Origin of the sequence: Sediminibacterium ginsengisoli, assembly GCF_900167075.1 — a bacterium.
Lineage (GTDB): Bacteria > Bacteroidota > Bacteroidia > Chitinophagales > Chitinophagaceae > Sediminibacterium > Sediminibacterium ginsengisoli.
Map to the genome: position 1 here is coordinate 126,045 of NZ_FUWH01000007.1, position 24,986 is coordinate 151,030.

General features: G+C 45.9%; 19 protein-coding genes. 10 read left to right on the plus strand and 9 right to left on the minus strand.

The features are described from left to right. Nucleotides 1-83 precede the first annotated feature (83 nt). Entirely contained in the window at nucleotides 84-1,856 is a 1,773-nt protein-coding gene (locus tag B5D42_RS12625) for a cellulase family glycosylhydrolase (protein ID WP_078831878.1), read from the minus strand. 167 nt (nucleotides 1,857-2,023) lie between these two features. Between B5D42_RS12625 and B5D42_RS12630 the strand changes: the two genes are divergently transcribed. Beyond that, entirely contained in the window at nucleotides 2,024-4,933 is a 2,910-nt protein-coding gene (locus tag B5D42_RS12630; protein ID WP_078831879.1) for a ligand-binding sensor domain-containing protein, read from the plus strand. A 75-nt stretch (nucleotides 4,934-5,008) separates the two neighbouring features. Beyond that, complete coding sequence (locus B5D42_RS17905) at nucleotides 5,009-5,164, plus strand: hypothetical protein (protein ID WP_176113002.1); 156 nt, start codon at nucleotides 5,009-5,011, stop codon at nucleotides 5,162-5,164. Nucleotides 5,165-5,232: 68 nt separating this feature from the next. Here B5D42_RS17905 and B5D42_RS12635 read toward each other — a convergent pair whose 3' ends face one another. The 3 genes from B5D42_RS12635 to B5D42_RS12645 form a co-directional block, all read right to left on the minus strand. Next, nucleotides 5,233-5,562, minus strand: a complete 330-nt coding sequence (locus B5D42_RS12635) for a hypothetical protein (RefSeq protein ID WP_078831880.1) — start codon at nucleotides 5,560-5,562, stop codon at nucleotides 5,233-5,235. A 72-nt stretch (nucleotides 5,563-5,634) separates the two neighbouring features. Continuing rightward, a complete protein-coding gene (locus B5D42_RS12640; protein WP_078831881.1) occupies nucleotides 5,635-6,021 on the minus strand; it encodes a DUF3037 domain-containing protein in 387 nt (128 codons plus the stop codon). Then, a complete protein-coding gene (locus B5D42_RS12645; protein ID WP_078831882.1) occupies nucleotides 5,999-6,799 on the minus strand; it encodes a HipA family kinase in 801 nt (266 codons plus the stop codon). The genes B5D42_RS12640 and B5D42_RS12645 overlap by 23 nt, the downstream gene beginning before the upstream one ends. A 370-nt stretch (nucleotides 6,800-7,169) precedes the next feature. Between B5D42_RS12645 and B5D42_RS12650 the strand changes: the two genes are divergently transcribed. The 7 genes from B5D42_RS12650 to B5D42_RS12680 all read left to right on the plus strand — a co-directional run bounded on the left by B5D42_RS12650 (nucleotide 7,170) and on the right by B5D42_RS12680 (nucleotide 15,634). Beyond that, on the plus strand, nucleotides 7,170-7,673 hold the full coding sequence (locus tag B5D42_RS12650; protein WP_078831883.1) for an RNA polymerase sigma factor: 504 nt from the start codon (nucleotides 7,170-7,172) through the stop codon (nucleotides 7,671-7,673). A 1-nt stretch (nucleotide 7,674) separates the two neighbouring features. Next, nucleotides 7,675-8,319 (plus strand): hypothetical protein, encoded by a 645-nt coding sequence (locus B5D42_RS12655; RefSeq protein WP_078831884.1) that lies wholly within the window; start codon nucleotides 7,675-7,677, stop codon nucleotides 8,317-8,319. A 111-nt stretch (nucleotides 8,320-8,430) separates the two neighbouring features. Then, the gene (locus B5D42_RS12660) at nucleotides 8,431-9,819 is read left to right on the plus strand and encodes a TlpA family protein disulfide reductase (protein WP_078831885.1); all 1,389 of its coding nucleotides are present in this window, start codon (nucleotides 8,431-8,433) and stop codon (nucleotides 9,817-9,819) included. A gap of 216 nt (nucleotides 9,820-10,035) precedes the next feature. Continuing rightward, a complete protein-coding gene (locus B5D42_RS12665) occupies nucleotides 10,036-11,163 on the plus strand; it encodes a glycosyltransferase family 1 protein (protein ID WP_078831886.1) in 1,128 nt (375 codons plus the stop codon). After that, nucleotides 11,156-12,301, plus strand: a complete 1,146-nt coding sequence (gene glf / locus B5D42_RS12670) for a UDP-galactopyranose mutase (RefSeq protein WP_078831887.1) — start codon at nucleotides 11,156-11,158, stop codon at nucleotides 12,299-12,301. The genes B5D42_RS12665 and glf overlap by 8 nt, the downstream gene beginning before the upstream one ends. After that, on the plus strand, nucleotides 12,267-14,414 hold the full coding sequence (locus B5D42_RS12675) for a family 1 glycosylhydrolase (protein WP_078831888.1): 2,148 nt from the start codon (nucleotides 12,267-12,269) through the stop codon (nucleotides 14,412-14,414). Before glf ends, B5D42_RS12675 begins: the two co-directional genes overlap by 35 nt. An 11-nt stretch (nucleotides 14,415-14,425) precedes the next feature. After that, nucleotides 14,426-15,634: a family 1 glycosylhydrolase gene (locus B5D42_RS12680; RefSeq protein WP_078831889.1), complete on the plus strand. Its 1,209-nt coding sequence runs from the start codon at nucleotides 14,426-14,428 to the stop codon at nucleotides 15,632-15,634. A gap of 3 nt (nucleotides 15,635-15,637) precedes the next feature. Here B5D42_RS12680 and B5D42_RS12685 read toward each other — a convergent pair whose 3' ends face one another. The 5 genes from B5D42_RS12685 to B5D42_RS12705 all read right to left on the minus strand — a co-directional run bounded on the left by B5D42_RS12685 (nucleotide 15,638) and on the right by B5D42_RS12705 (nucleotide 23,239). Then, nucleotides 15,638-15,844, minus strand: a complete 207-nt coding sequence (locus B5D42_RS12685) for a hypothetical protein (protein ID WP_139367146.1) — start codon at nucleotides 15,842-15,844, stop codon at nucleotides 15,638-15,640. A gap of 66 nt (nucleotides 15,845-15,910) precedes the next feature. Next, the gene (locus B5D42_RS12690) at nucleotides 15,911-17,080 is read right to left on the minus strand and encodes a zinc-dependent alcohol dehydrogenase (protein ID WP_078831890.1); all 1,170 of its coding nucleotides are present in this window, start codon (nucleotides 17,078-17,080) and stop codon (nucleotides 15,911-15,913) included. A gap of 269 nt (nucleotides 17,081-17,349) precedes the next feature. Continuing rightward, on the minus strand, nucleotides 17,350-17,934 hold the full coding sequence (locus B5D42_RS12695) for an LA_2272 family surface repeat-containing protein (protein ID WP_078831891.1): 585 nt from the start codon (nucleotides 17,932-17,934) through the stop codon (nucleotides 17,350-17,352). A gap of 140 nt (nucleotides 17,935-18,074) precedes the next feature. After that, nucleotides 18,075-20,069, minus strand: coding sequence for a SusD/RagB family nutrient-binding outer membrane lipoprotein (locus tag B5D42_RS12700; RefSeq protein ID WP_078831892.1), 1,995 nt, complete (start codon nucleotides 20,067-20,069; stop codon nucleotides 18,075-18,077). Between the two features lie 20 nt (nucleotides 20,070-20,089). After that, on the minus strand, nucleotides 20,090-23,239 hold the full coding sequence (locus B5D42_RS12705; RefSeq protein WP_078831893.1) for a SusC/RagA family TonB-linked outer membrane protein: 3,150 nt from the start codon (nucleotides 23,237-23,239) through the stop codon (nucleotides 20,090-20,092). A gap of 611 nt (nucleotides 23,240-23,850) precedes the next feature. Here B5D42_RS12705 and B5D42_RS12710 point away from each other — a divergent pair. After that, the gene (locus tag B5D42_RS12710; protein WP_139367147.1) at nucleotides 23,851-24,942 is read left to right on the plus strand and encodes a serine hydrolase domain-containing protein; all 1,092 of its coding nucleotides are present in this window, start codon (nucleotides 23,851-23,853) and stop codon (nucleotides 24,940-24,942) included. Nucleotides 24,943-24,986: the final 44 nt, after the last annotated feature.

Sequence of the window (24,986 nt, forward strand, 5' to 3'; positions counted from 1 at the left end):
CACATCATTACCACATCATAAGCCCCTTCAGCTGTTGAAAACACTGTAAAAAAGCCCATCAATACCACATCATGATGTGTCAATTATACACTTTTTAAAAAACGAATGTTTTTAAGCAGGAAACCACCCTGTTCCACCTGTACTTTTATAACCTGTTTTCCGCGGTTCAGTTGTACGTTTTTCAGTTCTGCCGGATGCCATCTGCCCGTCTCTCCTGCAGGCAGAGCCAGGGACCGGGAGTTTGAACCGTTCACGGAAAGAATAAGGCTCCCTGCTTCCTTTGCTGCAATGCTGAATTCCAGCTGGTAAGTACCGGGTTCTGTTACCTCTATAGTATACTGCACCCATTCACCTGGTTGTGTATGACTGATATAAAAATCGCCGGTTGCCGAATCCCTGCTGATATCAACACCGTCATTCCTGTACATACGGCCGCGATTGCCGGCCCCTCGCTGGCCTGTTGATACATGGTAATCAGCTGTATCCTGATCAGCGTATGCATAGCCGTTTCGTCCTAGATCATAATCAACCGCTGCGATCACGGTGCCGGATTTTACCTGATGTAACCTGAACGGCTTTGTTGCTGTTGAAAAAGGCTGCCTGAACATGGCATCCAGCACATCATAATGAATGATATTCTTACTGTTCTGAAGCGATGCGGCCAGCTCCGTCAATCCTTCGGCCGCTTCTTCTGCCGAAGGCTTCGGCCCGTTGTTATTCCAGTAACGAAGCACTCGCTCATAAGCGGGATTGGATTTGATTTCCAACGGGTTATTATTTCCAAGCTTTTTCAGGGGCCACCATGCCCAACCTATATTATTTGTTTCCAGCAGGTTGATCGCCTGTGTAAACCATACATTGGAATTCTCCCCGGTTTCTCCCAGCCATACCGGTACATTGTATTTTTCCCTGGCTTCAAGAATAGAACCGATAGATGCCTTATCATTGAAGTTCCAGTAACGGTGAAAGCTGAGTACCATGTTTTTGTCCCAGGGCGGCAGGATACCTCTATAGTTATTACCCCAGCCATTCCCCTCAATAATAATGATATGCTTCTGATCTATTTTCCGGATAGCCGTTGTGATAGCCATCATCAGTTCCTTCAATGGCTGGTTAAGTGGTTCACGGATACCGTTTCGGTCGCCTGCCGGATCCGTAAAGCCGTAATTGGGTTCATTCAATATATCATAACCACCAATCCAGGGTTCATCTTTATAGCGTTCGGCCAGCTTTTCCCATAATGCAATGGTCTTCTGCCGGTTGGCTTCCGATTGCCAGAGATTTGGATAGGTTGTATCACGGTCTGCAATATTCAGGTCGTTTCCCTGTCCGCCCGGCGCGGCATGAAGGTCCAGTATGAGGTACATTTTATTGGCTTTACACCATTGCAGCAGGCTGTCTGTCATAGCAAAACCTTTTGTCAGCCAGGTCTGTTTTCCGGCCACAGGCTCCTGTTCAACGGGCAATGTATACAGGTTATAATGCATGGGCAACCTCACGGAATTGAATCCCCAGGCCCGGAGCGAGTCGATATCGGCACGGGTGGTATGATTTGCCAGCCAGGCATCATAAAAAGCCGCGGTCTTCGTTTTGCCGATCAGCGCTTCGATACGCTGGCGGATGGAATGCTGCGGACCATGCCCGTTCACGCGCAACATATACCCTTCCTGGAGCATCCAGCCACCCAGGCCGATCCCTCTCAACAAAATATTGTTCCCTTTCCCATCGGTGATCTGCTGCCCGTTTGCTTTCAGAAAGCCTTGCGCAACAACACTATGATTCAAACAAAGGAAAAAAAAGAACAGCAGGAAGGCATTCCGGCCGTTAAAAACAGCAGTTGAAAACTTTTTTTGCATGAGCTTGATTGTTTCAACGAAAATACCTGCGGGTTTCTTCGGGAATTAAAAAGTTCCCCCATCATTACCACATCATACAACTGTTTTTTGTATTTATTTTCTTTCAAAACACCACATCATTACCACATCATTTTTTCTTCATATCTTAGATTCTATAATGCTTGCCTATGAGAACCATCCTGCTTGTGGTAACACTTCTGTATAGTTCAGTAATGTGTGCTCAGAACACGATTGCTCTTCCGGATATCATCAACTATCCCAAAAATCTTTATAAGGCCGGTACCCAGAACTGGGATGTTAAGCAGGACTCCCGCGGCATTCTTTACTTTGCCAACAACGAAGGCCTGCTGGTGTTCGACGGGACATACTGGAAAAAATACAAGCTTCCCAATGAAACCATCATCCGGTCCATTGCCGTTACTAAAGACGACCGTATTTATGTTGGCGCACAGAATGAAATCGGTTATTTTTCTCCCGGCAAGAATGGCAACCTCGTATATACTTCACTGAACAATCTTATACCGGATAATGAAAAAGGGTTTGCAGATGTATGGGATATTGTTGTTTGCCGCGACCAGCTTTTTTTCAGATCGAACCGGAGGATCTTTCATCTGAACAGCGGCAAGATCTCTGTATACACCAGCATCGACTGGAATTTCATCGGTTGCAATAAAGGCGAGATCATCGCGCATGATTACAGCAAAGGTTATGTAACGTTCAGGAATGGTGCCTGGTATCCTGCTCCGGGTTTTCAGGTGCTGCCCGCCGATGCCTGGGTAACTGCTATGGTTGTGCTGAATAACGACAGCACGCTGGTGGTTACCAACAAACATGGCCTCTACCTGCTGACAGGAAATACGGTTGCCCCCTTCCGTTCACCGGATATTCAGCTGGCAGCTGCAAAAAATATTGTGGCAGCTACTGTTATCGACACCGATCATATTGCACTTGCAACAAGCCTTGGCGGTTGTTTCATCATCAACCTGAAGGGCATACTGGTGCAGCGGTTGTCTAAGCAGGACGGACTTCAGAACAACAACATCCAGAGCATTCTCCTCGACCGGAACCATAACCTCTGGCTGGGGCTTGATAACGGGATTGATTTTATTGCTTATAACAATGCCATCAAACATATTTTTCCGGACGACCAGGAACACAGTGCAGGTTATGTGTCACTGGTATATAAAAACGATCTGTATATCGGCACATCCAATGGTTTGTACAAAGCGCCCCTGACAGGCGGTAAGGACATCAGTCTTTCCAAAAGCAGATTTACCCTGATCCCGCACAGCCAGGGCCAGGTCTGGAACCTCGCGGAAGTAAACGGGCAATTGCTGATGGGGCATACCGATGGCGCTTACCTGATCAAAAACAATACAGCGGTTTCTTTAGACAAGACTTCCGGCTTCTGGACCTTTATGCCCTTGTACGATATCCAGCCATCGCCCGTGATGGTAACAGGCACTTATAATGGCATTAATTTTTACCATTATGAGAACGGAAAATTTGTGAACCATGATATTCACTCTCATTTCGAATCGGCGCGGTATGTAGCCATCGATAATAACACAATCTGGGTATCGCATCCGTACAAAGGAGTGTACCGCATCAACTTCAACAATGGCAAGCCGAATTATGAAGTGTATAAAGACCATAAAGGCATTCTTTCATCCAACAGGAATCATTTATTCAAGATCAAGAACCGTGTGGTACTAACAACGGATAAAGGCATTTTTGAATACAATCCGAAAGCCGGTGATTTTGAACGTTCAGCTTTCTTTACAGACCTGTTCGGTCAGCAAAAGATCCAATATCTGAAGGAAGATGATCATGGAAATATCTGGTTCATAACAGGCAAGAAACTGGGCGTGGCCGATTTTTCCGGAACGAAACCACAGCTGACCAATATTACAGAACTGAACGACAAGATCGTAGGTAACGGTTTCGAATTTATATATCCTTATGACGACAACAATGTTTTTGTGGCGGGCGAAGAAGGTTTTTACCTCGTGAATTATGCTGCATATAAAAGCCGGCAGGAAGTGATTCCGGTGTTACTGCGGTCTGTTAAAGTGATCAACAAAGGCGACAGTCTTATCTACGGGGGTTACAATAACCTTGGCAAAACAGTTTCCGACAGTGTGAACAATGAGCCGGCACGGATCAGCTATGCCCTGAATTCGCTGCATTTTGAATATGCATCTCCCGTTTACGGACAACAGGCCAATCTCGAATATGCATACCAGCTGAAAGGTTTTGAAACAGGCTGGTCTGAATGGTCGTCCAAAAACGAAAAAGACTATACCAACCTGCCTCCGGGCTCCTATACATTTCTCATTAAAGCGAGAAAGCATGGCGGAGAAGAATCCGCTGTAACGACCTATCGTTTTGTGATCCTGGCACCCTGGTACCAGTCGTGGTGGGCGCAATGTTTTTACCTCCTGGCAGGCTTGTTCATCATTTACCTGCTCTACAAAAACCAGGCAAAGAAATTCGCGCTGCAACAACAAAGGCACGAAGAAGAACAGAAGCGGCTCCAGTACCTGCACCAGCTGGAAATGGAACATAACGAGAATGAGATCATCCGCCTAAGGAATGAAAAACTGGAATCGGAAATAGAACATAAGAATACCGAACTGGCATCATCGTTCATGAACCTGGTACAAAAAGGAGAAGTACTCACCAAGATCAAGGAAGAGTTTGTGAAGATCAATAAGTCTGCCGAAAAAGAAAAAGCGCCTGAAGATTATAAAAAGATCATACGGATGCTGGAAGAGGAAAAGATCAAGAAAGACTGGGATCAGTTCATCGTTCACTTCGACAAAGTACACAGTGATTTCTTTGTATCGCTGAAGAAGCATTTCCCGAACCTTACGCCCAGTGAGCTGAAACTGTGTGCTTATTTAAGGCTCAATCTTTCCACCAAGGAAATTGCGCAGATCATGAACATCACGATCAAAAGTGCGGAACTCAGCCGGTATCGTTTACGGAAAAAACTGCAGGTGCCAACTGAAGTGAGCCTTTTCAATTTCCTGCTGAATTTTCATTCCGATAAAAAGGAAGAGCTTCATGTGTAGCAAGGCTGGTTACAAATTGATAATATCGGAGGATTGGATTTTGCAGTACCTTTAGTTAAACTCATACACCGAGTCATGAATATCGGAATTATCGTTGTTGTGATTGTCCTGGCCCTTGCCCTGTTATTTTTTCTTACACGTAAGAATATGAAAGATCGCAAGGAACTGAATCCTGATGCTCAGGACGCGATGGAAGAAGAAAAAGCAGATCATACACATGACCGGATCTGACACCGTCCGTATTTATAATCCAATAGTTTTATGCAGCGCCGGCGATGATCGCCGGCGCTTATTTTTTGTCATTTCTTGCCGGGATTACATTCCCATACGGTTTCGATCAGCACTGCTTCATTGTAAAAATCAATGAAGTTATCGGGTGCCGGAAGGATGTGGTTTTCGCCTTTGCTATTGTAAAAGGCAGGCGCCCAGTCACAGGCAGGCCCTTTGTAAGCCAGTACATAAACGATGTTTCCTTTCCACCGGTATTTATTGATGTAGGGAAGACAGGTGCACTCGGTTCCGGCAGAGCGGATCAGTTCCTGAACAGGTGCAGGCAGTTTTTCTTCCTGTTCTTTTTGGCAGGCAAGAAAACAGCAGCTGATAAGCATAATGGCGAAATAGCGTAACATATGAATGATTTTTGAGCGACTGACCGGCTGTTTAAACCATTCGTTGCACCGCACCGAAAACTTCATATTGGCTTAACCCGAGACCTGTTGCGCAAAAAGCCGGGCCAGTGCATTTTCAGGATCTTTACAAAGGCCGGGATGCACTTTTGAGGTCTGCAGGATGGTACTTCGTGTGGCAGTCAGCCAGCGGAAACGGGAAGCAATATCCAGTGCGGCAATAGGTCCGCCGGAAGGATCACCGGCGCAGATCGCTGCAAAAGCATCGAGGTATTTTCTGACTTGCTCAATATCTGTATGTTCATATAACATACGCAGTTTTTCTTCGCTGAGCAGTATTTCTGCCTTCAGTAACCTGAGTTGTCTGCAATACAACACAACGCCTACGTTCACGAACTCTTCGCGTTCTACCCTTGGCACAACACGCAGTACGGCATATTCATATAAGCGCTCTTCTTGCATCCTGTGCTTCTTTTACAAATGTTGCAGATGACCTGAGCCTGTTGGCCAGGAATTGGAAATAAACGCTCCTGCGCTCTTCAGCAGTTTCGCCACCGGTATCGGACAGCAGCCAGTTCTCCGGGATCAATGCCACGATATCGTGCAGCAATTCTTCTGTAATGAGCTGACGCATCAGCAGATCTGCTGTTTCGAGTTCACTGGCCTGTGGCAGCAGTACATGATCTTTTACCTGTACAAACGGTTTTACGGATTGCGCTTCCCAGTTATTCCAGGAATGGTGAAAGTACAGCGAAGCACCATGATCGATCAGCCAGAGTTCGCGGTGCCACATCAGCATATTGGTGTTGCGTGCCGTGCGGTCTACATTCGTAAGCAGACAATCGAGCCAGACAATCTTCGATGCCAGTAAAGGCTCTATAGTAGTAACTGCAGGATCGTATGTGATGGATCCTGAAAGATAATGGAGCGCGAGGTTCAGACCTGTGCTTGCTTTCAGCAGATCCTGTATTTCTTCGTCGGGCTCGGTACGACCGAAAGCCTCATCCAGTTCTGCAAAAACGATCTCAGGTATTTTCAGTCCCGCAGCTCTGGCAATCTCCCCTCCGATCAGTTCTGCGATCAATGCCTTGACGCCCTGGCCCGCTCCCCTGAATTTCAGCACATAAAGGAATCCATCGTCGGCTTCTGCGATAGCGGGCAAAGAACCACCCTCGCGCAATGGCGCCTGGTAGCGGGTAACCCGAACGGTTCTGAGCTCCGGTTTTTTATGATTGATCATGATAATAAATAAGATTTACTGTCGCCACGATAACGAAACATGAAACTAACGTAATTTTTTAAAAACTGCGAACGGACGAGGATCAAACAAAACCCCGGCCTGATGCCGGGGTTTATAGGGATGGGTTAGTAAGCATTGGGTTGTACTATAAAACGAATCCGTACCTTTTTTATTGTGCAGTCTTTATTACAGCGGAAGCCTGCAGGCTGTTACAGCTTCCGGATAATACATTATCCAATGATATTGAGTATTTTAAATCCCGGATACTATGAATTACAGCTTCGGAAAAATGAGGTTATTATCAAAAAAAATCCCGAAGGCTGTGATTTCTGTGCTGTTGCTGCGAATAATATATAAACAATTGCCAGACATGATCTCTTCCGACCTATTTCTCAGCGTGGTAGAAGCTCACAAGGGCATTATCTACAAGATAGCTCATTCGTACTGCTCCGACCCGGAAGACAGGAAAGACCTTGTACAGGAGATCATTGTGCAACTCTGGCGGTCTTTGCACAGGTATAATGACCAGTATAAATATTCAACCTGGATATACCGGGTTTCTTTAAATACTGCCATCTCTTTCTACAGGAAGCAGTCGCACCATAAAAAGATCGTGTCGGATCTGCCGGCAGGTATATTATATGAAACACCGTTAGCCGGCACCGGTCCGGAACAAAATGATCTTGATCTGCTGCAACAGTTCATTGCAGACTTAAGAGAATTCGACAAGGCATTGATGCTGCTTTATCTCGAGGAGAAAAGCCATAAAGAAATGGCATCCATTATGGGCATTTCCGAGACCAATGTCGCAACCAGAATAGGGCGGATCAAACAGCAACTGAAACAAAATTTCGCCATCGTTAAAGACAGATAATATGGAAGACAAAGAGCTTATGCAGTTATGGAAAACCTATGATGCACGCTTACTGCAAAACCTGGTATTCAACCAGCAGCAGGCAGCAGATATTGCGCAGCTAAAAGTGCAATCGCTGCTCTCATCCATGAAACCAGTAAAACTGTTTGCACTGGTTACAGGTATTGCCTGGGTGGGATTTGTGGATGTGATCATCATCACCAGCTACACGTATGCATCCTGGTATTTCATCATCTCTGCGCTGATCCAGGTGATCCTTACCAAGATTGCCATTGGCGTGTATCTCTATCAGCTTGTTCTTATCTACAAGACAGATATCAGTGCATCGGTTCTGCAGACACAGGAAAAACTGGCCCGCCTCAGGTCTTCAACCTTATGGATCACGCGGTTGCTTTTTCTGCAGTTGCCGGTATGGACTACCTTTTACATCACACAGGATATGATCAGCAGGAACAGCCTGTTATTTTATAGCGTCCAGGTTCCCATCACACTTCTTTTTTCAGCAGCAGCCATCTGGCTCTTCATTAATATCCGTTACAGCAACAGGTACAGGAAATGGTTCCGCTTGATTTTTTCAGGAGCTGAATGGGATCCTGTTATGAAATCGATGGAATTACTGGAACAGGCAGACGATTTCAGGAGGTAATGTTAAAAATAAACTTTTGGAAAGTTTCAGAACTTTCCAAAAGTTGTTTTTCTTGGCAAATCGGATTATTTATTCTACAATTGTAGAACTTAATTACAAAATGTAGAACAAATGAAACGTATAGCCGCCCTATTACTTGTATTGCTGTTATTGCAATTTCGCCCGGAAGCGCAGGAGATGCAGCTGACAACGATTACAAACCATGCCGATGAAAATTTCTATTTTTATTACCATGACTCTGTTGCAATGGGCAGGCCTGTGGTTCTCCATAAAGGGCAGACCAGACTTGCCCTCACCTCCCCGGTTCTGTTACTGCATGCCAACCAGGACCAGATCCCTTATTATGTATATCCGGGCGAAAAATTGTATGTTGAAAAAGATAAGGAGAACAGGGCTGTTTTCTCTGTGAAAGATGACCCTGTCCGCAGTAATGAACTGTTACTTTTTAAGGACATGGTAGCACAGACCGGTAAGATCTATGATGGCGGCAGGCCTGAATTTTACCAGAAGAAAGTGCGTACTGCGGATTCTGTTCAGCTTTTTATACAGACCATTAAACGTAAAGAAAAAAGCAGGCTTGATTTTATTGAATCCTTCCGGATGCAGCATTCAATCAGTCAGTCGTTTTATAAAATTGCCATTCAGGTTGTACAATGTACGGCAGTTAAGGATCTTTTGCTGCTTTACCGGAATAACATCGAACTGCTGAAGCGTGACAAGTTGTTTGAAAGTTACGTGAATGAATGTATCGCTTCGCTCGAAAAGATTGGTTATGCGCCGAATATCTTTTACCTCCATGCCGCTATGCAATCGCTCAGCATTCATTTTGACCAGGTGGTTCCGCTGGATATTACCGATACAAATGATTTTGCAAGGAAATATGCATTTGCCCAAACCAGGTTCTCAGGTACCATGCGCGACTTTTTACTGGCGACTTGCCTGTTCCGGGTCTTATCACCCAAATTCAATAATGTTCAGAAGTCAGTAGCAGATTTTAACCAGCACGTAAAAGATAACGGTTATCGTAACATCATACGTGACAAAGCTGTATCCATTCTTAAACCAGTAAGGCCGGCGGGAACAGGAGAAATGGCAATAACAAATGGCAGCTCAACTACGCTCAGCGCTTTTTTTGAAGCTAATAAAGGGAAACTGATCCTGCTCGATTTCTGGGCCAGCTGGTGCGCACCCTGCCGTTCGGAAATGCCTGCTTCAAAAAAAATCCAGGCACAGTTCAGCAATAAGCAGATCGTGTTTGCCTATATTTCTATCGATCAGAACAAAAAAGACTGGTTACGTGCTGCTGCGGAAGAAGAACTGCATTCGTACCCGGCTTCTTTTCTTCTTGAAAATGCCGATACCAACAGTTTTGTCAAAGCGAATAAAATCACTACCATTCCGCGTTATATCCTGATCGGGAAAGATGGTAAGATCATTGCAGGTGATGCACCAAGGCCGTCAGAACCAGACCTGGTAACATTGATCAAAAAACATTTATAAAGAACAGGCCGGGTGATTACCCGGCCTGTTTTCTTTTAGGCAAAACATGTGTAATACCATATGAGTAAGTAGTTCCACCGCACGCGTTGACCTTCATACGCATGTGTTACCTGCGGTGTAAGAAGCTCCACAGCAATAGCTTCTTTTTTACAGGCATAAGAATGTAAGTGATCTAATCCTATTCTTTCATTTTCGTTTAACCCGAAAAATCATCCTATGAACCTGATCTGTTTTTCGCATTTGCGATGGGGCTTTGTATACCAGCGTCCGCAGCATGTGCTGACACGCCTGGCAAAGAAATTCACTGTTTATTTTGTGGAAGAGCCTGTGTTTAATGCGCCAATGGACAAAATGCTGATAGAAACCGGAAGCGATAACCTTTATATCGCTGTGCCTCATTTACAGGGGGATCCCTGCAATGATACCGCACAGAGAACGGCGGCTTTGTTAAAAAGCATGCTGCACGAGTACTGTATTAACGATTATTTCTTCTGGTATTATACCCCTATGGCGTTGAAATTTACGCGCGACTTCCATCCCCAGCTGACTGTTTACGATTGCATGGATGAACTCAGTGCTTTCCGTTATGCACCTGCCGAGTTGCAGGAACTGGAAGCTGAACTGTTCCGTAAAGCCGACCTGGTCTTTACGGGCGGCCAGAGTCTCTATGAGGCCAAGAAGGACAAACATGCGAACATACATCCTTTCCCCAGCAGTATTGATAAAGCACACTTTGCAAAGGCACGTCAAAAAAATGCAGAGCCCGAAGATCAGCAGGATATCCCGCATCCGCGGATCGGCTTCTTTGGTGTGATAGATGAACGTTTTGACTGCGACCTGATCAGCAAAGTAGCATTTGCAAGACCAGACTGGCACTTTGTATTCCTCGGGCCTGTAGTGAAAGTACAGGAATGCGACCTGCCACAGGCTGCGAATATCCACTACCTGGGTATTAAATCGTACGATGTACTGCCGCAATATATTTCCGGGTGGGATATAGCGATCATTCCATTTGCGCTGAACGAATCGACGCAGTTTATCAGCCCTACCAAAACACCGGAATACCTTGCAGCCGGCAAACCTGTTATTTCAACCCCGATCCGGGATGTGGTACAGCCTTACGGCACACGACAGCTCGTACATATCGCTCATTCGGCAACCGAATTTGTTGAAGCTGTTGAAGAAGAAATAGCCACAAAAGATAAAAGAAACTGGTTAAAGGAAGTGGATACGTTTTTAGCCGACCATTCATGGGACAAAACCTGTGCTGAAATGGCCGCACACATCAGGACCATTTCCGCTTCGAACATTAAAAACAGAGCAAAGGAGGTGCAATATGTTTGATTATCTCATCGTAGGCGCCGGTTTCGCCGGCAGCGTAATGGCAGAGCGATTAGCTACTGTTGCAAATAAAAAGGTATTGATCATAGACAAACGTGATCATATCGGCGGAAATACGTATGATTATTATAATCACGACGGTATCCTGGTACACAAATATGGTCCGCATATTTTTCATACCAATTCCAAAGAAGTCTTCGATTATCTCGGACAATTCACACAATGGCGTCCTTACGAACATCGTGTGCTGGGGAGTGTGGATGGTCAGCTGGTTCCGATCCCTATCAACCTTGATACGATCAACAAGCTCTACGGGATGAATCTCTGCTCAGATGAAGTAGAAGCTTTCCTCGCATCCAAAGCCGTAAAGCTGGGCCAGATCCGTACTTCAGAAGATGTGGTGCTGAGTAAGGTGGGAAAAGAATTGTATGAAAAATTCTTCCGCTCCTATACGCGTAAGCAATGGGGTATTGATCCTTCTGAACTTGATGCTTCTGTTACTGCAAGGATCCCGACAAGGACCAACCGGGACAACAGGTATTTTACAGATACCTACCAGGCCATGCCGTTGCACGGTTATACGGAAATGTTCCGCAAAATGTTGTCGCATCCGAATATCAAAATAATGCTGAATGCAGATTATAAGGAAATCACATCAATGGTTGCCTATAAGGAATTGATCTTCACAGGGCCAATCGACAGCTATTTCGATTACTGCTACGGAAAACTTCCTTACCGTTCCATCGATTTCAAATTTGAAACCTATGACCAGGAGCAGTTTCAGCCAACGGGAACGGTTAACTATCCCAATGAACATCCTTATACAAGAATAACAGAGTTCAAATATCTCACAGGTCAGAAACATTCCAAAACATCGGTTGTATACGAATATCCGACCGAGCATGGCGATCCTTACTATCCCATTCCGCGACCGGAGAATGCAGAGATCTATAAAAAATACCAGCTGCTTGCAGCCACACAGGCGAAAGTGCATTTTACAGGGCGTCTTGGAACGTACCGTTATTACAACATGGACCAGGTAGTGGCGCAATCGCTGACGCTTTTTAAAAAGCTGATAGCGGAACACTCACCAGAAATACATCTCAATGGGCATAGAAAAACAACATCCATCACTTCCTGAAATCTGGGGCGGTATTGAATGCAGCATTAACCGTGTTGGTGATCATTATTCGGACCAATTCATGGATATGGGCTGTTACAACGGTACAGATTATATAAACGCAATCGCGGATACAGGTATCTGTGCTTTGCGTTTTCCCCTGCTATGGGAAAAGCATCAGCCGCATAAGAACAGCAGGATCGACTGGACCTGGGCAAAACAACAGCTGGAAATATTAAGGACCAGGGAGATCATTCCTATAGCCGGACTGGTGCATCATGGAAGCGGTCCGGCATTTACGGCACTTAACCGTGATGATTTTGCTCCAGGTCTTGCGGCCTATGCAAAACAAACGGCTGAAGCATTTCCATGGATCGAATATTACACACCTGTTAACGAACCGCTTACTACAGCCAGGTTCAGCGGGCTATACGGGTTGTGGTATCCGCACAAAAATAATGCTGCAGACTTCCTGCGGATGCTGATCAATCAATTAAAAGGTGTGGTTTTTGCGATGAAAGAGATCAGGAAGGTCAACCCGCTGGCAAAGCTGGTGCAGACAGAAGATCTCGCGAAAGCGCACAGTACAAAGCTTCTTATCTATCAACGTAACTTCGAGAACCATCGCCGCTGGCTGACATTCGATCTGTTATGCGGGAAGGTAACAAAACAACATCCGCTCTGGCAATATATTATTGAAAATGGGATTGAAGAGAAAACACTTATTTTCTTCCTGGAAAATCCCTGCCCGCCGGATATAATGGGATTGAACTATTATGTTACTTCCGAACGTTTTCTGGATGAGAAAATAGAGAAATACCCGGTTCACACACATGGCGGGAATGGCCGTCATACCTATGCAGATACAGAAGCTGTACGTGTAAACCGTTGTACGGGGCTCCAGAAACTATTAGAGGAAACCTGGCAGCGATATCATATTCCCATCGCACTGACTGAAGTTCATATGGACTGCACACGTGAAGAACAACTGCGCTGGTTCAACCAGGCATGTAATGCTTCAAAAGCAGCTATACGTAACGGTGCCGATATCCGTGCCGTTACTGCCTGGTCATTACTGGGTGCTTATGACTGGAACAGCCTGCTTGTACACCGTCATAAACGTTATGAAACAGGGGCATTCGATCTCCGGAAAGGAAACCCAAGGCCCACAGCACTCGCAAGAATGGTCAGTAAGCTTTCCGCCAACAGCACTTATGACCATCCCTTATTGCCGGGGAAAGGCTGGTGGGATAAAGCAAGGGCTACAAAAACACAGAACATTCCTATTCTGCAATCATCACCGTTGCTGATCACCAATCTCAATAACAGCCTGGGACAAGCACTTGTCCGCGCATGCAGGCAAAGGAATATTCCTTATACGGGTTTAGGCAGGTCGCCGGTTAACAAAATTTTCAGTCGTGAAATTGAATCCGCGATCGATACATATCATCCATGGGCAGTCATTAATACCTGCGGCATCTGGGAAATTGATGAGGCGGAAAAAAATACAGATTCCTGTTTTCATATCAATGCAGAAATACCGGCACTGCTTGCCGAAAAATGCAGGCAGCATGGCTTACCCTTTCTTACTTTTTCATCGCATCATGTATTTGATGGTAATAAACAGGCACCGTATGTGGAAACTGATGAAGTAAGGCCGCTTAATACCTGCGGTAAAAGCAGAGCGGAAGGAGAACGGCTCGTTTCTTCTGTTTATACTGATGCACTGATCATACGTACAAGTCCTTTTTTTAGTCCCTGGGATGAAAAGCATTTTATACATGACATATCAGCCACGCTCCGGAAAGGTCAGTTATACATAGCAGCGGATGATATGATACTGTCCCCTACTTATATTCCTGATCTTATAAGAGCTGCGCTCGACATCCTGATAGATGAAGAAAAAGGGCTGTGGCATATCTGTAACAACGGGCATACCAGCTGGGCAGAGCTTGCCCGTGTTATTGCGCAGCGGCAACACTTGCCGGCATCCCTGGTACAGCCTAAGCCCGCTGCTGAAATGAACTGGGCCATACCGCAACCGCGGTACAGCGTGATGGAGAACAGTAAGGGCTTCACGCTTCCTTCGCTGGAAGAAGCTATTGATAAATATTTCCGTGAAAAAGCTGCTTAATATCTTTTGTTATGCGTGGCAATAAATTCATGTTCGCAACGGGTATCGAGAACAGCTATCCTACGATCCTTTTACCAGATGGGTCTACCAAACGGGTGGATGAAATGGAAAAGACCGGCCATTACCAGCACTGGCAGACCGATTTTAAACTGGTGCAGGACAGCGGGATAGAATTTCTGCGTTATGGCCCTCCTTATTATAAGACCCATACAGCGCCCGGTGTATATGACTGGGATTTTACAGACGATACATTCCATGCATTGCGGGAGATGAATATTACACCGATCGTTGATCTCTGCCATTTCGGAATACCCGACTGGATAGGTGATTTTCAAAACCCGGATTTCCCGCATTATTTTGCAGAGTATGCAAAAGCTTTTGCGCAAAGGTTTCCTTACCTGCAGTTGTATACACCTGTAAATGAAATATTCATCGCAGCCATGTTCTCGGCACAATATGGCTGGTGGAATGAACGGCTGCAGGGCGACAGGCATTTTGTAACAGCCCTGAAACATATCGCAAAGGCAAATGTGATGGCCATGCATGCGATCCTTTCCGTTCAGCCGGAAGCAGCGTTTATCCAGAGTGAGTCTTCGGAATATTTCCATGCAACTGACCCGCTTGCAACGCCGCTGGCAAGGTTCCTTAACCAGAAAAGGTTTCTTTCGCTGGACCTCACTTACGGTTACCCCTTAAATGTTGCGATGTATGAATACCTGTTATCAAATGGAATGTCGAAAGCAGAATATCACTGGTTCCTCGACAACCAGATCAAAGCGCGGTGCATCATGGGGAATGACTATTACGTTACGAATGAACACATCGTACATCCGGATGGTACCACACAAGCTTCCGGTGAAATCTTCGGTTATTATGTGATCACACACCAGTATTACAGAAGATATCGTTTACCGATCATGCATACAGAAACGAATATCAGGATGCCTTCCTGTGTTGAGTGGCTGATCAAGCAATGGGCCAATGTACACCGGCTGAAACACGATGGTATCCCTGTGATCGGGTTCACCTGGTACAGTCTGCTGCACCAGGTAGATTGGGATTCGGCATTACGCAACGATGTGGGAAACATAAACGAGCTTGGGCTGTATGACCTCGACAGGAAGATCATGCCCGTGGGCGAGGCTTACCGCGACCTGATCCGGAAATGGAAAGACATTATTTCAGAAGAAAGCTACGGCCTTATTTTTCATAACTGGTAACTGTTACCTTGTAAATATTTTGCGCTCCCGGATCACATCTGCAGTAAACGCATTGAACAGATCATGTGCACTGCTTTGATTTGAATTACCATTACCGTTTCTGCTGTCGGATGGCTTTTCTGTAAAAGAGGTGTATTCGCGGCCTACACAGATCATTCTTGCTCTTTTGCTGGCTGCGCGTGAAATATGGAGAGGGAATCTTCGCTTCATAAAATACTTTTAAAATAAGGGAAATAAATAATGCCGTTTTGCGGTGGAATAAAATACACAGACCGATCATTTCCAGGGATCGAGTACCACTTTTACACAATCGTCTTCTTTCTTTTTAAATATCGAGTAACCATGCGCGATCTCTGAAAGCGGCAGCCGGTGTGAAATAATATCATTCAGCACCACTTTTCCTTCTGAAACCCAATCCAGAAGCTGATCGATATATTTATGAACGGGTGCCTGGCCGGCTTTAATGGTGAGGCCTTTATCGAACAATTGCCCTACCGGAAAATTATCATAAGTTGTACCGTACACACCAAGCACGGAGACAATACCACTGCGTCTTACTGCGCTCATACAGGCTTCCAGTACTTTGACAGAACCTTTTTCAAAATTGATCACGGCTTTGGCACGGTCGATCAGGTTTCTTTCAGGTTCGAAACCTACTGCATCCACACAAAGATCGGGGCCGCGTCCTTCCGTCATGGCACGAAGCTCTTCTATAACATTTTCACCATCGCCCTCCCACAGGATCGTTTCGCTGTTCGTAGTAAGACGGGCTTTCTCGAGCCTGTAAGTCAATACATCCACCAGGATCACACGCTGAGCGCCGCGGAGCCATGCGCTTTTAGCCGCCATCAAGCCAACAGGACCCGCACCGAAAATTGCTACCGTTTCCCCGCCGCTTATTCCGCCCCAGTCGATACCGGTATAACCTGTCGGAAAGATATCAGTAAGGAACAACACTTCTTCATCGGTTAAATTTTCCGGCACTTTTCGGGGACCGTAATCAGCATAGGGAACACGAACATATTCGGCCTGGCCGCCATCGTAACCACCGTAAAGATCTGTGTAACCAAACAGGGCACCGCCTTTTTCCTTCACAATACCACCTTCCGGACCATAATGTTCCGGGTTGCTGCTGGAGCAGTTGCCGGGTGACTGGTGCTGGCAAAAGAAGCAATGGCCACATGCAATAGGAAAGGGCACCACCACTCTATCACCTTTTTTGAGATTGGTTATAGCACTGCCCGTTTCCTCTACAATGCCCATGAATTCGTGTCCCAGTACCATCGGGCGAGGTTGCGGGAAGCCGCCGGAATAAATGTGAAGGTCTGATCCGCAGATAGCTGTTGATGTCACTTTAATAATGGCATCACGCGGTGTTTCTATCACGGGATCCGGTACCGTATCGTATTGAATATTTCCCGGCGCATGGAATACAGCTGCTTTCATAGGTTGATTTTATCAGGTGGGTAATGCGTAACACGCACAATACATATGCCAATGCCATTTATTACCGGATACATGCACGGCGTAGCAATATTGCCCCAGTGATACCTTGATCGTATGGGGATTTGTTTCTTCAACCGATATTGCACATCACTTCGTATAATTCCGACACGGGCCGGTTCTCCTTAGAATACCTGAAATAATTTACCTCCACAGTGCAATTGTTTGCCAGTGATCCGGTGAAGCTATTACTGACATTCGGAGTTATTGAATTAAAAATTCCAGTTGATCAATGGCAACTTTCTTTTTTCATTCACATTCCAGAAACCGATCTGTATGCCTTTGGTTCTGCTGCTTTTATTAAAAGCGCCCAGCTGGATACCGCGCATCTTATACGATTCATTGACAAAGATTCCGAGCTGAATACCGTTATGCTGTAAAGCAAAATTTAAAGTGGAAACGGATATGCCATTGACACGTTTAACGGCGTGGCCGACCACCCCGATGGAAATACCATTGATATCGTAAGCACCGGCAGTTCCGGTACCTGATATATTGAGTCCATTGATCCGTTCGGAATAGGGTTCCTTTTTGCTTTCCAGGAATGCACTGTCGTTCGCGGGTATCGGGCTTGCCGGCATCCATGCTACCAGTATTCCTTCTCCGATCAGTGAAAGCCGCAAGCCATTGCTGGTTGTGCGTTTGGGGTTTTCTGCAAAATTCCATAATCCTACAGACAGGCCATAAATATTAGCGTTCTTCTGCTGAAATGTCCAGGCCGAAAAATAGGTTTTCTTTTTCTGAGCAGAGGCAGATATCGTGAGCAGCAACAGTATAAATATGAATATGGATTTCATGCAGCAAAAGCTTTAGCGCAGTTAATATAGATCATTCCGGCTGTTCAGGCAATCTTTGCTGTAAGCATAATAAAAAGAGGCTGTATCTTATTGATACAGCCTCTTTGCCAGGATTCAACACGTAAATCGGGTATTAAACCTTATTTTTTAAGATATCCATAATACTCGTCGTCTGTTGCACAATCCCACCATACCGGCATACTCCAGATATTCGGGGCTGTTGCATTGGCATTAAGGGCCAATACATTCGCGAGGTTATAGTTGAGTTCGAGCGTGGTTGGTAACATGAACCTGCGTGGCCAGTACCTTGGATCTGCTTTAGAGCCACCGGTATAAAGCGCAGTTCCTGCGAACAGCGGTGTTCTGTCGAAGCCCGGGTAAACCACACCAAAACCACCAATATTACCCGCACTGAAGTTAAAGCGGCGCATATCGTTCCAGTTCTCGATGCTGCAACCCATTGCTACGTATTTCTGTAACATGATGTCTGCCATGGTCAGCGCACCTGCGGTCTGCACCACAGCGTTACTTGCCATATAAGCAGTGATCGCAGTGCCGCTCATTGGCGCCATGTCAGGATTGGTAGCTGTATAGCCACTACCCTGCCACTGCGTAAGCTTGGCCTGCATCATATCGAGGTGAGCCTGGATACCTGCCTTGTATGCTGTATGGGCGCTTCCTGCGTCGCCTTTTCTCATATAGGCTTCGGCCTTGATAAAGCACATTTCATGATAGGTCAGGATCTCCTGGTCTGAAACAGGGCGGATCTGGAAAGAACCGGTAGATGCCACAGCTCCCGCTGTAAAGGCCGGAACTGAAGGATACCAGCTTACATCTGTCTGTCCCTGTGCAGGTATGCCAGATGTTGCAATGGAACTGCTGCGCAGGTTTACGTAAACAGTATCACCTGCATACAGGTAGTTGGTACTATTGATATAAATAGAACCTGCCCTGTACGTTACAGTTACGTTATTGCCGCTTGTGGTGAAAGGACGGCCGGCTGTTGTTTGTGCAGCAATGAAATTAGCACGGTCTGTTGCATCGGAAATCGCATAAGTGATATTGGTATTGGCAGTGGCATAGGAAGGAGCTACGATAGACGCCGCCCCGCCTTTCAGCAGCCTTGTTGCCGCACCGTGCATATCAACACCCGCAGAACGGTTCCAGGTATAAGAGATCACTTTACCGCTGCCATCCAGCTGAATGTTAGACATCGCAGCAGGAACGATCTTGGTCATACGTGGATCTGTTACGCCTGAACCACGCATGTTGGTAAGCAGGTTGTAGTGATATTGTGAAATACGCTGGTTGCTTCCGTAAGCGGCATAATCGAAGTTACCGTTGGTTACAACAGGATCTCCTAACAGGTAATCGGTTACTGTGCTGTTGTTATAACCTGGTCCGATGGTATTCTCCGCATTGGATTGAGGGCCTCTTGCCACATAATACAGAACGGAATCCCCGTTGTACAGATCTGATTTTTTAGACAGTTTCAGCATGTAGCGGGCTTTCAGACCATAACAGAGTTTGATCCATTTGTTCAGGTCTCCGTTGTTCCAGAGGTCGCCTTTCGACAAAGGAACAGCTGTTGCTTCCTGTGTTTTACCGAACAGCGCAATCGCTTCATCCAGTTTTGCCATACAGCCTTTGTAGATTGCTTTGCCATCATCAAAAGCAGGACTTGCTATACCTGAGATCGCCTGTGTGTAAGGCATTTCACCATAGATATCCAGCATCTGCATAAAACCGAGTGCGTGAAAAACGTTGGCTGTTGCCATATAATGGTAAGCGCCATTTTTCTGTGCGGTTTTGTAAAGGTCGTTCAGGTTAGAAGCCACTTCCACAAACCAGGTCTGGTAAGGCGTGGTATTACCGGTATGAGTTGTCCAGGTTGTACTGAGCGCATTACCTGCCGCAGAGTTGCTGTAGTAAACGCCGGCAATACATGAGCTGCGGAAATTGGAAACACCCGAAGTATACTGGTAAAAGTGTTCGATCCAGGGCAACCTGTTCTCAACCAATACACTTTCGTTGTTCGGATTGTTCGGATCATTGTTTACATCCAGGAACTTTTTACACGAAGTGGCCCCGAGTACAACCAGGAGAGCCAATAGTATATATTTTGAATTTTTCATGATTAACTTTTTTGCATTGATTAGAACGTAATATTTACACCGAAAGTAACACCAGCTACAGCAGGAACACCGAGGTAATCGATACCTGTAGAACCTGAACCACCTGTTCCGCCCGCGGCACTTACTTCAGGATCCATTCCTTTGTAGTTGGTCCATGTAAATAAGTTGGTACCTACAATGGTTGCAGACAGTTCCTTGATGATCCTCTTGTTCTTCAGCATGCTTGTGAAATCGTAGTTCAGCGACAGTGAACGTACTTTCACCCAGTTTACAGAAGTGATGAAGTTCTCTGAATTGGCTGCATAGTTAGACCAGTACTGCTGGATCAGGTAGTTACCTGAAAGTGTAGCACCGTTGATCACGTAGTTCTGACCTGCATTGTAAGTTTGTGAAAAGTCAGCACCGGTCACACTGTTAACACCGGTTACGGTCACAGACTGACGGTCGTTCAGCAGTGTCCTTTTGCTTAAACCGTTCACCACCATTGCATATTCTGTACCGTTGTAAATATCTCCACCCTTACGGATATCAAGCAGTAATGACAGCATGAATTTTTTGTAACGTACTGTATTGCTGATACCACCGATGAATGAAGGCTCACGGTTACCTACGATCGGGTTGTTGGTATTGATCTTGTATAAACCTGTTGTAGGATCTACCTGGTAGCGGCCATTCGCAACCTCAACGCCCTTGGTATCCACTTCACGGAGGAAACGTGTACCGGTCATGCCGAGGAAGTAACCGCCATTAGGAATAGACGCTGCTTTCACACCGCCAAACTGTGCATCGGTCGGGTAGAAATAAGCTACACCTGGCAGGAAGTCGCCCAGGCGGCCTTTGTTATAAGAGAAGTTCACCGCTACATCCCAGGTGAAATCCCTGCGTGATATCGGTTTACCGGTTACCGCTATTTCAACACCTTTGTTGATCACGGAACCGGAGTTGATTGAAGTGAGGATATAACCGCTCGCGTTAGACAAACGTGGCTGAGCGATCTGGTTCTGAGTCTGGCTGTGGTAGTAGGTTACATCCAGTCCTACGCGGCCGCCCAGGAACCTGAACTCACCACCAACTTCCCATGAATTCTGGATCTCAGGTTTCAGGAAAGGATTACCGCTGGTGTACTGGTTACCGATACCTGTATAAGAACCGATGGTGATCGGGTTGTTCACATAAGTAAGGGTTGCATACGGATTGGCATCTTTACCAACCTGTGCCCAGCTTCCGCGCACTTTACCAAAAGAAAGAATGCTGCTCTTAGGCAATAACTCGGTGATCACTACCGAACCACTCACTGACGGATAGAAATAAGACCTGCTGTCCAATGGCAGTGTAGATGACCAGTCGTTACGGCCGGTTGCAGTCAGGAACGCAATGTTTTTATAAGACACGCCCACTTCACCATAAGTTCCAACGAGGCGTTTTTTGGTTACGCCGTCTTTAAAGAACTGGTTGGTGGTGGCAATATTTCCGAAGCTGATGGTACCGGCAGTGATAAAGTTGAAGCCCCAGTGATTCTGGCTGACGATATCAGTTGCTTCAGTTGTATTTCCGATCATCACACGGGCATCGAAATCGCCGAATGATTTATGGAAATTACTCATCACAGTTGTTGACGTGAAAGTATACCCCAGCAGGTTTTTACTCAAACGACCGTTCTGGTACAAAGGAATCACCGCTGAACCCGGGGCAATGTAGTTATAATCATTGGTATTATACTGATCGTAACCTAAGCGGGTAATGATATCCCACCAGCTGGCGATTTTGTATGAAGCATTGATACCGCCTGTGAAACGCTTGGTTTCTGAAGTCAGTTTATCTTTATTGATGATCCAGTAAGGATTGTCCAGATCGTTCTCCAATGGAACTGTTCCGGCAAACCTGCGGTATTGTGACCCATCTATGTTCTCATACCTCTTCATGTTGAAATTCTGAGGGAAGCCGTAGATCGCACCCATTGTACCGTTACCACCACCGCTGTACAAACCGGATGTTGTTAAGGTCCTGTCTGTGTTGGCGATCGAATAAGCCACATTTGAACTCAGCGTCAGGCGGCCGTATTTCTGTTCGCCATTGAAACGGAAAGTTGTTTTCCGGAAGCCGGTATTCGGAACGATACCATCCTGGTTGAAATTAGATCCTGATAAATAAAAAGAACCATTCTTTGATCCGCCGGATACACTCACGTTATTATCGTAGATGATACCATTACGGAAGAAGTCATTGATATTGTCATACAGCGTATCGGATGCGCCCAGTTTAGGCCCCCATGAGCTGTAAGTAATATCGTTGAAAACACCATTGCTGGCATAAATACCATTTTTGAAAGTTGTCTGCGCTTCAGGCAGTTTGTTAGCCCACGAGGTAGTGATTTTGCTGGTGGCAGTTACTTTCACAGTACCTTCAGCACCTTTTTTAGTGGTGATGATCACAACACCATCAGCCGCCCTTGAACCGTAAAGTGCTGCTGCCGCAGAACCTTTCAGTACAGAGAGGGTTTCGATGTCTTCAGGGTTGATGTCCATTACACGGTTTGAATACGTTGTATTGCTGCGCGACATACCATCGGTACCGGTATTACCGCTAACGCTGGTTGAGTTATCGTAGATAATTCCGTCTACAACAAACAAAGGCTGGTTCTGACGGCCTTCCGATGTGGAGTTACCGCCACGGATCGTGATCGAAGCACCGGCACCAGCTGCACCGCTGAACTGTGTAATATTAACGCCCGGCGCTTTACCGGCGAGAGAGTTGATGATATTGGTGCTCTTGTTCTTCATCAGTTCCGAAGCACTCAGTTCGGTCACCGCGTAGCCCAGTGCCTTTCTTTCTTTTTTAATACCCAGCGCCGTAACAACTACTTCACCCAGCTGTTCAGTGCTTTTTGCAAGGCGCACTACCATTCCGGCCGCCGCCTTCACAGATTGTGTGGTATAACCCACATAGCTAAATTCGAGCAGTACGCCCGCATCTGCATTGACCGTGAATTTACCATTGTCAGCTGTTACTACCGATCGGTTTGCACCAACTACAGTAACAGTTACACCAGCGAGCGGCGCACCATCGTCAGACAGTACCGTTCCGCTGATGGAAACACCTTGAGCCATCATGGTGCTTGTGATCATACTCATCAGAAGCATGATCAAACCGAAAAATTTCCATCTTCTCATTGTTTTACTTTTTGGGTTTTTAAAATCTTGATTAGCGTATTCGTGTATGTTAGTACCTGGTATCAGGGGTGAAAACCAATGCAGGGAGGTTCCGGGCAAAGATTACCCGGTGGAATGCAGAGAGATAGTAAAAAAGGATAAAGTAACCACTTTCATCACGGCAATCGTCTTTCTCATAACATGTGTTTTGGGTTCGTTTTTGATCAATACCCCGGCTGACAGGCTGGCCATTCATAATAGACAGGAAGATCATGCAAAACATTGCATGCATTTTTTGCAAAAAACAGCAGTTAAGCATTGAACCGTCAATTATCGTCGGCGAACTGTCAATATTAAGACAATGTTAATTTTTATCTGACGTTTTAACAAGCTATTTTTCACCATTTTAAGAACAATATGGCTCCTATTCGGCGAGCACAACAAAAAACGCGGAAAACCGCAGGATTCGGAAGAAAAAGAAGCTTAATACCCTGGATGTCAATAAAATGACCGTTTCTCCAAAAGACCTTATCAGACCGGATGTCGCCTGTAAGGCTGGTTTCGTCGAAAAGAAAGAGTTCTTTAGCCTGAAAGGGGTAATCTTGGAGTCATAATACGATAAATTGTTATTCATGAAAACCTTCTTCGCCACATTCCTGCTGCTTCAGATCAACTATTTTGTTCATGCCCAGCAGGCGCCTGCCCGCTACGACAGCCTGATCATGCGCCTGGGAAAAGAATTTTCCGGAGACAGCTCAACAGCCGCATTATCGGTCGGCATTCATTATAGGAACGACAACTGGTTTTACAATTTCGGCAAAGAAAAACCAACGCCGGTCTCGGTCTATGAAATCGGTTCTGTCAGCAAAACCTTTACCAGCCTGGTACTCGCCCATGCCGTGAGTGAAAAAAAGCTGAAAATGGAGGATGATGTGCGTAATTACCTGGAAGGGAACTATCCTGGTCTCGCATATAACGGAGCTCCGATCAGGGTCCTGCATCTGGCCAATACTACTTCAGCGCTTCCGGATAATTTGTTTTCAGGACTGGACACCGGATTTACCAGGCAGGCATTCCTCGCAGCACTGGCATCAGCTAAACCCGATACGATACCCGGCGTAAGGCCCCGGCATTCCAATACCGCGGCTGTTTTACTGACCCTTGTACTGGAAAATGTTTACAAGGCACCGATCGATGCATTGATCAAACGATATGTCCTTGATCCGCTGCAGATGAAAAACACAGGTTTTGGCAATACTGTTATATCGTCTGCACTTATGACCGGCTACGATCCTTCCGGCAAACCCGCCCCTTATCTCATCCATCAGTTGCTGAAAGGAACCGGGGGAATGCGTTCCAGCACGGCAGACATGGTCAGATACCTTACTTATCTCCAGAACCGTTCAACGCCCGAAGCTGAAATGGTTCTGACACCCGGTATTTTCATAGATGCTGCCACCAATAAAATAATCCCGCCGTCGTCCATGGATGTTGTTAATCCCGGAGTTTATTCTCTGTCTTTAAACTGGTATCAATACCATCCTGATAAAAATGCATGGCGTATCTGGACAGACGGCGGCACTTACGGTTTCTACTCTTACATTGTGCTTTTCCCTGAAAAGAACCTGAGCATGATCTTTTTATCCAACCGTACGGGTGAAAAGGTCATTGGAAAGATACAGCAGGTAGCGTTTGGGATTGCGGACAGGATGGGTAGAGAATGATTCTCCACCATCGTGTACTTATATACGATATTTTCGAAAAAAAT